5 protein-coding genes and 1 riboswitch are annotated in these 13,771 nt (G+C 46.2%); of the genes, 1 reads left to right on the forward strand and 4 read right to left on the reverse strand.

The genetic code is table 11. From position 1 onward, the window contains the following. The 3 genes from tnpB to BUA75_RS13145 all read right to left on the reverse strand — a co-directional run. A partial coding sequence (gene tnpB, locus BUA75_RS13135) for an IS200/IS605 family element RNA-guided endonuclease TnpB (RefSeq protein ID WP_072875057.1) occupies positions 1-1,157 on the reverse strand: 1,157 nt, incomplete at its 3' end. Positions 1,158-1,360: 203 nt separating this feature from the next. Beyond that, positions 1,361-2,239 carry a serine O-acetyltransferase EpsC gene (gene epsC, locus BUA75_RS13140; protein WP_238413549.1) on the reverse strand — a complete coding sequence of 293 codons (879 nt, stop codon included), beginning with the start codon at positions 2,237-2,239 and terminating at the stop codon, positions 1,361-1,363. Between the two features lie 41 nt (positions 2,240-2,280). Then, positions 2,281-3,711, reverse strand: a complete 1,431-nt coding sequence (locus BUA75_RS13145; RefSeq protein ID WP_083574354.1) for an APC family permease — start codon at positions 3,709-3,711, stop codon at positions 2,281-2,283. Positions 3,712-3,744: 33 nt separating this feature from the next. Beyond that, positions 3,745-3,931, reverse strand: a riboswitch (cobalamin riboswitch). 187 nt (positions 3,932-4,118) lie between these two features. Between BUA75_RS13145 and BUA75_RS13150 the strand changes: the two genes are divergently transcribed. Continuing rightward, complete coding sequence (locus BUA75_RS13150; RefSeq protein ID WP_072875059.1) at positions 4,119-5,489, forward strand: dipeptidase; 1,371 nt, start codon at positions 4,119-4,121, stop codon at positions 5,487-5,489. 33 nt (positions 5,490-5,522) lie between these two features. On the opposite strand, the gene BUA75_RS13155 is transcribed toward BUA75_RS13150, so the two are convergent. Beyond that, the gene (locus BUA75_RS13155) at positions 5,523-13,658 is read right to left on the reverse strand and encodes a GH36-type glycosyl hydrolase domain-containing protein (protein WP_072875060.1); all 8,136 of its coding nucleotides are present in this window, start codon (positions 13,656-13,658) and stop codon (positions 5,523-5,525) included. Between the last annotated feature and the right edge of the window lie 113 nt (positions 13,659-13,771).

The following is a 13,771-nucleotide window of genomic DNA, read 5'->3' on the forward strand; positions in this document are numbered from 1 at the left end:
CTTCGTTGAGGTTTGCCTTCTCGTTGGCTGTTGAGCTTTCGAGCGGGTCTTATCGCCTCTCCACAGGCTAACACCGCAAGCCCTGCGGCTAAGATGTTTTGAGCGGCGTTCACATCTCTGTCGTGATGTTCCCCGCATTCTGGACATGTCCACTGTCTAACGCTGAGTGGCATCTTCGGCATGATATGTCCGCAATCAAAACACCGCTTACTGGAGGGATAAAACTTGTCGATTTTGACGACCGTTCTACCGTACCATTCAGCCTTATATTCGAGTTGACGTACAAACTCGCCCCATCCTACATCTGCAATGGATTTTGCAAGGTGGTGATTGCGAATTATGTTCTTTACCTGCAAACTCTCTACGGCGATCACTTGGTTCTCGTTTATCAACCGTGTGCTGAGTTTATGCAGGAAGTCTTGACGACGATCCGCAATCTTGGCGTGAATACGTGCAACTTTAAGACGTGCTTTGGCTCTGTTTTTGGAACCTTTCTGCTTCTTTGCAAGTCGGCGTTGCGCTTTGGCAAGACGTTTTTCGTCTTTACGGAAGTAACGTGGATTGCCAAACTTCTGACCTGTCGAAAGAATGACGGAATCGGTCAACCCAAGATCGATACCCACTTGGCTGTCACAAACAGGAGCTTGAGGAATTTCCTCATCTACAAGGATCGAGATGTGGTATCGGTCTGCCGCATCTCGGCTCACCGTGACGGATGAAGGAGAGCCTGTAAACCGCCTTGACCAGCGAATGTTCAGTGGTTCGGACATTTTCGCAAGCGTGATGCTCTCTCCATCCCATTTGAAAGCAGATGATGCAAAGGTAACCGATTGCTTACCAAGCTTCTTGTGAAATTGCGGATATCCTCCTCGGCCTTCAAAAAAGTTGATGAACGCACGATCAAGATGCCGCAACGCCTGTTGGAGCGCGACGCTGGAAACTTCATTGAGCCACACCGTCTCTGGTTGCCGTTTCAAGACCGTCATTTGAGCAGACAAATCCTTATAGTACAGACGTTTGCCCGTCTGGTAGTACGCATCGGTTTTGAGACGTAATCCCCAATTATAGACGTAGCGAACACAGCCAAACGTCTTGGCTAGAATTTGCTGCTGCTCTTCTGTTGGGTAGAAGCGGAATTTATAGGCTCTCTGTGTCATGGTTACATTATATATCGTCTTGTGTAAGAACTAAAAGACTTTCGCCTCACGGCGAGCGCCTTATATCCCCATAGCTAAAGCAAGGGGTTTTACGGCGCATTTGATAAAAAAGGCCGCCAATATGGCGGACCAAAAATAGAGGTAAAGGGTTATGATAAACGTACCACATGTTTGCGATGAAAGCAAAGCACCTTAGAGTATATTTAACGCGATTTTTGTCGTTTTGTGACAACAGACTGATGGTTGTGCACAACTCGCGAATAAGGTGGGATCGACTCAGTAACCCATGCGCTGCTGCCAATCACGCTGTGATGTCCAATGACCGTGTCTCCACCCAACACAGTCGCATTAGCGTATAGAACAACATAATCTTCAACGGTAGGATGACGCTTTGTCTGGCGATCTAAAATACCTTGCTCATCACGAGGAAAATACAAAGCTCCCAGGGTCACACCTTGATAAATTTTTACATGGTTGCCTACTTGCGCTGTCTCACCCACAACAATACCCGTACCGTGATCGATCATAATTCCGTGTCCAATGCTGGCACCTGGATGTAGATCAATCCCCGTTAAGCGATGACCATATTCAGTCATCATCCTTGGTAAAAGTGGGATATCATATTGTACGAGAACATGTGCCATACGATAGATAGACAGTGCCAGCAGGCCAGGATAGGTTAGGATAATCTCAATTTCTGATGAAGCTGCAGGGTCGCTGTTTTGTGTCTCCACAACATCTTCATAAAGCATGGTCTGCAATTCAGGAAGATGTTGTAGAACATCCGCCGCACGCTCATCTGCAATGTGTCGTGTTTCTTGAGAACTTTCTAAATCGTAACATTTCTCAAACAAAGCACGGTGAATTTGAGCTGCCAAGACCTGCTGCAACTCGCTGATGGTTGCTTCTACGCTTCTTTCCAGGCCGAGATTGTTGTATGGAAAATAGTTAGGCAGCAAAGCGCTGCGCAACAATTTAATCATTTTGGCAATTGCATCAGGCTGCGGATAGCAGACACAGCCCTGAAACGCTCGTTGGCTGTTCTCTGTCAAGCGACGGGCTATCTCTTTACTGTTAAACACCGCAGGAACCTCCTTTAGCCATAACACCACATTCATTCTCTTTAGTATATCCCTTCATCGTACTGCTGACAAAAATTTTCGGACTCTTGCATTTGACTTGGTGATGGTTTTTTGACGGCATACAAAAAACCTGCCAACAGTAACCCTGCTAAAATCGGATTCACCCAGGGAGAAATCGCGCGCCCGCTTAGAAACAGAAAGGCCACGAGCAAAATGAACAAGTAAAAAGATGTGAACGAAGAAAACATCAGCATGATGCGATGAGAATATTTTCTATCCCTTTTTTCATGCAGTTGATCGCGATGATGCATTCGCCATAGAAATACAGTCGCTGTGATGTTGTCCAGCATAAATTCGAAGATAAGGAAAAACCCGGCGGTTGACAAGACAATACTAAAAAAGACATTCAGCGAATGGACAAACAATTGTAAGGCCATTACTGCCCACGCCGCCATAAGTACCACTGCCGTAGCCAAAGATGGCGCCTGGCGAGAATTCAACTTGGCAAATCGTCGGGACAATAACCCATCACGCCCCATGGCATACACACCACGAATCAAAATATAAGCCGTCAACCAGAGCGAACCTGCCGTTGAGGCGAGAATAGGAACCAACATCCAAATGGTAGCGTGAGGTATTGTGGTGGGTAAATAATGAATCCAGGTAACCAACGGATCGGCAGAACCGGCAAGAGCATTGCCAGGAGTTTCCCATATCATCATGGGCACAAACAATAAATAGATAGCTAAGGCAAAAAGTGCGCCAATCATTCCACCAACACCAGGATCGCGATTGGGCTGAGTGGATTCTTCGGAAGCATAGCTGTCAATTTCCCATCCGTCCATAATGGTGCTGGCCACAATCATGGTTAGAAAAATACCTCCGACAGGAGAATGCTCGACAGGCAAGGACGGATGCGCATGCGGCCAAGCCATGATGCCCAATATGGCAAACAGGATAAGAAAGAAAATTTCAACAGCAAAAAACACCTGAGTAATCAGCGCAGTTGGACGCGCTCCAGAAAGCAACGGGAGCATGGCTACTCCTATCCAAAAAGAACCCACCAAAAATTCAAGCAACGGCTGGTTTACACCGTGAGGGTAGATAAGCGCCAAAGTATATTGGGCGGCAGGAACCAGGATGGGAGGAATCGAGCTGAAATAGGCGAGCAATAAAATCCAGCCTTGAAAACGTCCAATCCGTTTGCCAAGAACTCGAGTCGACCAATGATATGAAGCCCCTGCGCTAGGAAAATGACGATTGAGGGTACGAAATGTGAAAGAGGATACAATAAACGGAATGGCAATCAGCAAAATCGCCAGCAAACTATAGATGCCGCTATAGCCAATCATAATACCTGTTGTGGCAGAAATACTGAAAGCAGGAGCAACGCTGGAAATGGATAAACTGCTTAAATCCAAAAGGTTAAATGTTTGCCGCAGACGCTGACTGCGTTTTTCTGGCATAGACATATAGACACCTCTCCCTATCGACCGTAGGAACGGCAAATGTAACAGGCCAACAGGCAGGTCTCCTGGCTTTGGTTCTTCACGCGCATCCGCCTTCCCAGACAAATCCAGTGGCTTCATGGAAGACGCGCTCCCCATTCACAGTGGCGGGACCGCACCGGATTTTCACCGGTTTCCCTTTTCAACCCGTACAAAAACGGGTACCTGGGCCTTTTCTATTCATTTCAAATGTTTTTCCTTTCGCATACACGAGATAAGCGAAGGTATTGGGGACAAACCCTTCTCATCTTAGCTGTTTTTTTCTTTTGCGTCCATGTTTTTTTCGAATAGCTGTAAAAGCGCAAATGCTTTACACTATGGATGAGTCATCTATGCCCCTATTTACGGGGATACGAAAGGAGTCTCTAGTCATGAATTTGGAAGCTTATTTAGAGGCAAACGAAAAAGAACATTTACAACAATTATTTAATCTTCTCCGCTTCCCTAGCATTTCAGCACTTTCTGCACACAAAAATGATGTGCTGGCTTGCGCGGAATTTATTAAAAATCATTTAGCCAATCTGGGTTTCGAAAATGCAGAGTTGTTACCGACAAAGGGAAATCCCGTCGTCTATGCCGACTGGTTGCATGCTCCTGGTCAACCCACTGTGCTTGTCTATGGTCACTACGACGTGCAACCTGTCGATCCACTGCCTCTATGGACAACTCCGCCATTCGAACCAGAAATTCGCGATGGACGAATTTTTGCGCGTGGTGCTACAGATGACAAAGGACAAACCTTCTTACATTTCAAAGCCTTGGAAGCACTCTTTCAAACAGAAGGCAAACTGCCAGTGAACATTAAATTTTGCATTGAAGGCGAAGAAGAAATCGGTAGTGCCCATCTTCCGGATTTCTTAGAAAAAAATGCAGAACGCTTTCAAGCTGATGTTCTGCTCATCTCTGATACAGGCATGATTGCTCCTGGACGACCAACCATATGCTATGGATTGCGCGGACTAGTTGCCTTTGAATTACATGTAGAAACGGCCAAGCGTGATTTGCACAGCGGCGAGCACGGTGGCGGCGTGCCCAATGCAATTCACGCTCTAGCTGAATTAATCGCTTCTTTCCATGACGCCGAAGGGCGAATTACAGTAGACGGATTTCACGACCAAGTAACCTCGGTAACCGCGGAAGAATTACAAGCTTTTCGCGATCTCGGTCACGATGATGAAGCTTACCGTACGTCACTCGGCCTGCCAGCCTTACATGGCGAACCGGGATTCAGTACATTGGAGCGCCTCTGGGTGCGACCAACCTTAGAAGTGAACGGTATCTATGGTGGATTTCAGGGTGAAGGCACCAAGACCGTCATTCCCCGCGAAGCACATGCAAAACTCACTTGCCGAATTGTTCCGGATCAGACGCCAGAACATATCTACCAGACGATTGAAAGACATATTGAAAAGCACACCCCTAAAGGTGCGCGCGTCACATTGACCCGTCAAGATTCAGGCCGCCCCTACGTAACTCCATTCCATCACCCTGCGATTCAATGGGCTGCTAAGGCATATGAAAAAGCGTATGGAGTGGAAGCGACATTTACACGCGGCGGAGGATCCATCCCTATTGTTGAAACGTTTGATCGATTGCTTCATATACCAGTGGTTTTGATGGGATTTGGATTACCCGATGAAAATATGCACGCTCCTGATGAAAACTTCGCGTTGGAGAACTTTCGTTTAGGTACTCGGACATTGGCTTATTATTATCAGGGCCTCCCCGATGCCCTTAAATAAAGAATAAGGTCGGCTTAGAGCCGACCCGTAGATTCAAGCTTGCTCCAACGCAAAGGCGTTCGTGGCAAGCTTTTTATTTGTTACTGCCACTTTTACGCAAAACCGATGTTGACGGCCATCATCAACAAGTGTCAAAAAACTACTTTTCTGACCACTATCAAGATCTTCCCAAATCGTCTCAGTTTGCTCTCGATCTAACATAACCTGAATGTTGTAGACACTATCCCCATAGGTGTATCGAAGCGAAAACTCCTGCCATTCTTCTGGTACAGCAGGTTGAATGATTAAACGTTCACCTTCTTTGCGAACTCCCAGAATCCACTCCAATCCTGCCTGATACATCCAACCAGCCGCTCCTGTATACCAGGACCACCCTGCTCGTCCTTCATGCGGCGGGGCTGTATAGACATCTGCAGACATCACATAAGGTTCATTTCCATATCTCCAAACTCCCTGGGAAGAACTGGTGTGTGAAATGGGAGATAACATTTGAAATAGATGAAAAGCTTGATCACCCTCACCTAACATCGCTAACGCTACGATTGACCATATCACGCCATGCGTATACTGCCCTCCATTTTCACGCAAACCCGGAGGATACCCTTGAATGTAGCCCGGACTGGGATGGGAATGATTGAAGGCTGGCGTCAACAGACGCGCCAACATCCATCTTTCATCTACCAACTCACGCAAGAAAGACCGCATGGCCTGTTCCTGTCGATCCGGTTCAGCCGCTCCAGAGATAACTGACCAGGACTGAGCTAGCGCGTCTATTCGGCATTCTGTGGCGGTTGACGTCCCAATCCAGAACCCCGCATCGTGAAACGCACGCCGATACCAGAATCCATCCCACGCTTCGCGCTCCATACTTGCACGTAATTTTTCAGCCTTGATCCGCCATTCTTCTCTTTCTTCTTCCGTAAAAGGATATGGCTGAATACGCTGGAATCGACTTAAAATGTCAAGAAGAAACCAGCCTAGCCAGACACTCTCGCCACGTCCCTCTGCCCCTATACGACTGAACCCATCATTCCAATCGCCAATCCCAATCAATGGCAAACCGTGCTCGCCCAGCCGCCAAGCTCGATGAAGCGCACGCCGACAATGTTCAGTTAGTGAAGCATTCTCATTAGAGATACAGGTATCCTCATAACGTTCCAATTCGCCATCGCGCAAAGGCGGACTGTACAAAAAAGCGACCGATTCTTGCCAAATGGACTGATCTCCGGTTGTTTCCACATAGCGCAACACTGCATACGGCAACCAGAGCAAATCATCAGAGAACCTGGTTCGTATACCCTTACCCGTCTCCTCATGCCACCAATGTTGAACGTCACCTTCTTGATATTGATGAGCCGCTGAACGCAAAATTTGTTCACGGCAGAGGCTAGGATCAATTTGTAAGAAGGCTAGTGAATCTTGTATTTGATCGCGAAATCCATAAGCACCACCAGCTTGATAGAAAGCAGTTCTTGCCCATAGCCGACATACAAGCGCCTGGTAAAGCAACCAACCATTCATCAGCGTGTTGAATGCCGCATTGGGCGTATTCACCCAAATTTTCTCGGTCCATGCTGCATACGCAAACAAAGAAGTTTCGGACAATTGTGCAGGCAAAACTTCATTGTGTATCATGGAGTCCGTCAATTCATCAAACACACGAAGCGCTGCCTGCTTAGATTCAGCCGCTCCTATCCATATAAGAAGCTCTTTTGTCGCTCCGGAAGCGATGGAAAAACATACCTGCAATGCGCCGCAGGGCTCTGGCCAAGACAGTAATCGATTCGGCAAAAACTCTCGGCTACAAATCATCAAAGGTTGTTCTGGACTTCCAGAAGGTCCATATATATCCATTAAACTAGCACTGTAATATATTTGGGGATTTTCTTCTATTCCGTTTTCACCCAACTGACACGCATGTATAAAAGCGTGTGCATCTTTCAAGGTATCCGCATAACGATGATTCGCTAAAAGCAGCTTTCGTTTTTCATCCCATTCTATATGGTAGAAAGGATCAAACGGTTGACGTTGCACTCCCAACACCCAGGATACAACGGCAAACAGGCTCATTCGACGCACTTGTGGAGTGGTATTTTTGAGTCGGATCCGCATCATTTTTACAGGTAAACGCGCATGAACCGTGACCTCCAGTTCTTGCTCGATTCCACTCTGTTGAGAAGTATAGGTTACTCGACCTTTTTCATAAGACACCGTAAACCATTTCTGTCCTCCAAGCGGTTTGGGCATGGGAGACCATACCTCTCCTGCTTCATCATCACGCAAGTAAATAACTTCTCCAGGTGGATCAAGCAAGGGATCGTTGCTCCAAGGAGATATCTTCCATTCTCGTGAATTGCGCCACCAAGTATACCCTGTTCCTAACTCGGTCAATAAACAACCGAAGTGCGAGTTAGCAAGAATCATACTCCAGGGTCTCGGCAAAGGACGATTCAAATGAACAGCCATTTGATAGATTTGACCACCTTTTTGAAAACCGCCATAACCATTCCAAAACATGGAATGCAACGGTTCAGCCGGCCAATGCAATGGTTTTGCTGGCCATTCAGGGCGAACTGTATGAGCCATGATGTCTTTTATTTCCTGATCCTGTAACGCTATGGGCTGATATTCTGTTTGACGCAATTGATGTTCTAAACTTGGACCCTCTGCTCTTAAATGAACGCGCGCCACTGACTTGAGCAATCGCAATACTTCTTCGGTCTGTTGAGATTGACGCAATACGTGCACTCGCTCTTCGACAAAGTGTCCACTATGACCGAGCGAAGTTTTAAGTCGATTCATCAACTCATCACGATAACCGCCATCGGTTGCATCCATAATCAACAAATCACAGTCGCATCCCTGCTGTATAAGCCATTGCTGAATACGAGCCAGCGATATCACAAAAGGCATATCTGCCAAATGCGAAATTCTAAGGAATACAATGGGCAACTCTCCACTGATACCTTTTGACCACAAAGCTGATTGCCCCAGGGTATTTTGCATCGCCCATTTTTTCTGGTGACGCTGGAGAAGAGGAAAGTAAAGACGACTCGCCAATAGATTGGCTACCTTCACTTGATCTGCCGTCAGCCCAAATTGCCTCCGTCTAACTTCAGCAGCTAGCCAAGCTCGATGAAACATACCCTCAAGTGCGCCAGGACGTTTAGCGTATTCTATGTGAGACATCGCTTCTTCCTCTGTATCCGCACAAGCTGTTACCAAGTAAAACGTCGCGGATTGACCGGCAGACAAGTCAATAGTATGACGAAAAATAAACGCCGGATCAGCCACAGAACCTGTACTTCCTGATAGCGGTTGGTTGAGACCTTGCGGGGCAGACATCGTGTCACCACGTTTTAGCAATTCTGCCCTATCTGATGAAAATTCCAGCACTGATAAATGATCCGAAGGGTCTGCTAAAAGTGCTTGAATGGTATACAACTCGTTTTCTTCGGCTGATCTCGCTCTTTTCTTGGCAACCAAACAACCTTCTTCCGGGCAAAACCTAGTTTCCACAAACAATTTGACAAAAGCAGGATGAGCCAAGTCAGCAGACTGTTCTGCCATGGACAGCTCAGTAAAGGTGGTTAAACAAAGTCGCAAATCTTTGTCGCCATGATTGAATACACGCAACCGTCTCAATTCAATAGGCGTTTCTGGATGAATTGTTATGGACAATTCACTTTCCAAGTTCCCCATTTGTTTTCTAAAACGACTGCTATCTGGCTGAAAACAAACTTTACCAAATTCTCGGCTACAAGGATAGAAGCTTGGTGAATCGGGTAAAGACTCTTGACCATTCAACACTTGCAAATAGATGGATGACCCATAAATCTCTGAAACTGCAAATTCTCTCCAACGTGTGATCGATACACCTCGATAACGCAACCAGCTGCCCCCCGCTGTGGTCTGCATGCTGGACAAACCTGCTCCTTCTAAGAGATTGACTTCTGGCCATGCTGGCCGTTGCTGAAATTCTCGACGCGCCACGTCATTTGTCTGCTGAAAATCCGGAACTCCTTTGGGTAGGACTGGAGCCTGTTTCCAACGCGCCTTCGCTGCAGCTTTCTCTTGCAGCAATAATTCAGCAGCTCGCACAGCCAGGTGACGGTGGAATCGTTGAATCATTTTCTGGTTGGTCAATACGTTGGCTATGGCTAGCAAAGCCATGCCCTGATGATGCGCCATATAACTGATAATGCGCTCTTCTTTTGATCCGGGAGGCAAGCGACGACGTGTGCAATCGAGCGCTTCATAAAATCCAAAATCTCCTTCCATACCGCGTCTGCTAAATTCAGCGAGCGCTTGCATGGCAGAATGTCCAGCAAAAGGAAGTGTCAGCAAGGTAGCATAAGGAGCAAGCACCAACTCATTTTGCTGTCCCCGGTCAAAAGCCAACCCCGGCACGCCAAAGGCACGATATTGATAAGACAAATGCTCATCAAACGCGTAGTACCCACTTTCTGAAATACCATAAGGAACACCGAGTAAGCGCGCATACGACTGTTGCTTTTCAATCACACCTTGATAGGTCTCGTCCCACAACCCACCCCGATAAGTTCGCATGATTAAAGAAGGCATAAAATATTCAAACATCGTTCCTGACCACGAAAGGAGAGTATTGTGTTCACCTACGCGTACCATGGTCCGTCCTAACACAAACCAATGAGAAGCAGGAATTTGCCCCAGTGCAATGGCTATAAAGCTGGCTTGACGCGCTTCTGATGCGGCTAAGTCGTATAAAGTATCCTCCAATTTTTCGCTATCCAGATGATAGCCAATCGAAAACAACTGTTCTCGATAATGGAACAATGGACGAAAATCTGTTTCTGCTATCAACCGACGAACACGTTTCAGCAATTTTTCCCAATTATTCTTTATATTTGACTGACTGCGTTCAGCTATAGCTTCCTCCAAGACCATCAGATAACCTACAAAGTTGCCTGAATCTACGGTTGATACATAGCGAGGCAACAGCGGGCGCAAATCTTCAGTGCTATACCAGTTCAGTAAATGGCCATGCCACTTGGGAAGGCGTTCGACAGTTGCTAGCGTGGAAGAGAGTCGTTCATATAATTGTTCTTCCGTCAGATAACCGAGATCGGCTGCTGCAACGGTCGATAATAAATACAGACCTATATTGGTAGGAGATGTTCTATGAGCGATTTGCTCGCCTTGAAAATATTGAACATTATCAGGCGGCAACCAATTTTCTTCAGCCGTTACATAACAATTGTAAAAAGACCAAATTTTTTCAGACCAATGTCTCAAAGTTTGCAAGTCTTCCTGGGTCCAAAGTGGATTTTTAGCACGAGGTGGTTGTCTCAGCCAACGTTCAAACGGCCAACTGGCGAAGAAAAAGAATAGCAACAAACCAGCTGTTAGAAAATGCCCGTTCCAAGAAGTAAAGGTAACCGACAAAATCAAAAGGACATACAAGGAAATCCCTGTTTTTGTAAAAAGAAACGCAGGTTGCTTATGCTCTCTCGCTACTTGTGCTGATGGTGTCCATTCCAATAAGCGTCGATGGCTTATGATTAGCCGATAAAGAGTGCGCACAATAGCATCCACGGCCAACGCAACAGTAAACGGCAAAAAAATCACATCCATACAGCATCGCAAAGTAACCATTTGCCATTCTTTACGACGTGATCGGCCCATTGTCAAACGGAATAGAGTCCTCAACCAAGGCAGAGCTAAGGTAACCACAATCAACACCCACAACCGCCAACTCCAAGTTGTTTGGGCAAACGTGGCCAACCATGCCAGCAAAAGATAAGCAGGCGCCAGCATACTGCGGCGCAAATTATCTATCATTTGCCAACGAGTTAATGAACAGAGATCTACTTTCTCTGATTGTCCTTCGGCATTGCGTACATACTTGCCAAACCAAGGAAGTAATTGCCAATCGCCACGAATCCAGCGATGTAGACGTCGTTCGTGTTCATAGATGGTCTTAGGTTGAGATTCAAGCACTTCAACATCTGAAGCTAGACAGGTGCGCAAAAATCCTCCTTCCAACAAATCGTGACTCAAAATACTGTTTTCTGGCAGACGTTTGGAGAGTACTTGCGCAAACATCTCCACATCAAACAATCCTTTACCGACAAACGAAGCTTGACCAAACCAGTCCTGATACGGATGAGATACTGCAAATGCATACGGGTCGAGTCCTGGTTCAGCTGCTGTGCACTCTGCGTACCTTGAAGCAAAAACGGAATCGTAACTAGCCGCTACACGCGGCTGTAGTACCCCCATACCAGAAACTACGCGGGTTTTTGTCTCATTTAAACGCGGTCTATGCAAAGGATGGTGCATGGTAGCGACCAAGCGCCAAACAGCACCTATTGGCAAACGCGTATCGTGATCAACCGTAAAAATATAGCGTATCTTTGACAATACTGAACGTTCGCCTTGTATGTGAAAAAAACTTGTATCTTCATATCCCTGCAGCAGACGGACAAACTCTACTAATTTCCCCCGTTTCCGCTCCCATCCTAGATATAACTTGTCAGACGCATGCCATTGCCGATCTCGATGAAACAGAAAAAACCGATCACTGCCATATTCTTCTTGAATTTTTGCCATTCGTTCACTCGCATAAGCAAGTAATTCTGCATCTGCTTCTGAGCAAGCTGACTGACTATCCGGAAAATCAGCCAACACGGCAAAGTGAATATGCTCTTGGCGATTTGCCAATGCATGCGTGAGAAGTCGTTCATATACGTCATCCACATCTTCTTTATGACTCCAAAGAATTGGCATAACCACCATCGTACGAGCATCCTCAGGAAGACTTTCACTAAAATCGTATCGCAGCAACGGCCATGGCTGGCACGTTTTTACAATGGTCGTATGTACCCATTCTAAAGCCCATTCACTTGCAGGGAATATGATCAGTAGAGCAGCCACAACAGCTATCCACAGAGAACTTCGCCAAGCTATGGAGGGTAATGTCAAATCCACCATAATCCAAAATATCAAAGCTATCGCTAGACCTAAGGCTGTAAAATAAGCCAGATATGGTCTGCGACGAAGCGGCAGCGAGGGTAAGAAACGCGGTTTGGCTAATTGTGATAGATATTGATGAAGCAGATGTTGTCCCATGGGCTCAAGTAGATAGTAAGCAGGTGAAGCTTCTTTCACTTCAGAGCCATGTGCTTCAAACGCATTTTCAGCAAGTTTTAAACATCCTTCAGTGACCATCATTTCCGGCAAAGCAAGTTTTCGCGCCAGTTTGCGGATACTGTGCAAAAGTTGATGCTGACTTTTCTTGTCTAAACGCGGATAATCAGCAAAAGCATGTTCTTGCAAAAGAATTTCTACACGACAGATTTTCGCAACAATATCCTGCCAACATTCACGTTCTAATCGATGTAATGTTTGAACAAGATATCCAGAATTTAATTGCAAATCCACTTGAAATTGATGCTCTATGGAAATCATTTGTTGCAGATCTTGACTAGACTGTTGAACATAACTCAACAACCAATGATGAACCGTGTCTTCATTCGAGGATAACTCATTCAAATGCTGGGTCAAATGAACAATTTCAACTGGAGTGAAGGAGGATGAGTGGGCATATTCTGCAACCTTTTGAGCAATATCCTCATGGGTCCGTTCGGATTGGCGAACCTTTTGCATCCAATCTGAAATCTTTCGACAGACTTGGCTTCTATGCTCAACCTCGCGCATAGCAGCAGACAATTGAGAAATGGCTGCCATCCGCAAAGCATCCAAGAGCATGAAACACTCCTGTATTTGCAAAATGGCAACCTCTTGATAGGCTGAAATGTATTGTAGAAATGTATGGATTTGATATTGACCTTGAACAGCCTGCAGATAGTCACTTGCAATGGCTTCAATACGCGTTTTCCCTGTCTGTTGCAAATACGGTAAATGTCGAACGGCCTGGCGAGACCAATGGTTAATCACCAAGTCTGACTGTATTTCCAAAAACGCAAAGTGATCTAACAGCCAGTCTTCTGCAGGCTGACTGCACTCAGATCTTTGCTGCTGCAACTGCTGGACAAAGGCGCGCATACTATCCATTGCACGCTTAAATTCACGCAATCCGCGCTGTGCCAGAAGCACCGGAGTCCGTCCAATTTCATGTGTGAGGGCAATAGTTTGCGCTCGTTCCTGCAAAGAATGGTTTTCGAACATAGGGCCTCCCGGAAAAAACTTGTCTCCGGTTAAATTCCCCTATTTCTCCATCTTTATAAGTGCGCATTCCGATTTTGGAACAAGTTTTTCTTGCTCACCAGGAATAAAATTTG

The sequence above is a fragment of the Alicyclobacillus tolerans genome, from assembly GCF_900142255.1.
Classification (GTDB): Bacteria; Bacillota; Bacilli; order Alicyclobacillales; family Alicyclobacillaceae; genus Alicyclobacillus_I; species Alicyclobacillus_I tolerans.

Bases quoted from the DNA above. Each gene is read 5' to 3' on its own strand.
- BUA75_RS13155 (WP_072875060.1), bottom strand. From the start codon at position 13,658: ATGTTCGAAAACCATTCTTTGCAGGAACGAGCGCAAACTATTGCCCTC.
- BUA75_RS13145 (WP_083574354.1), bottom strand. From the start codon at position 3,711: ATGTCTATGCCAGAAAAACGCAGTCAGCGTCTGCGGCAAACATTTAAC.
- BUA75_RS13150 (WP_072875059.1), top strand. From the start codon at position 4,119: ATGAATTTGGAAGCTTATTTAGAGGCAAACGAAAAAGAACATTTACAA.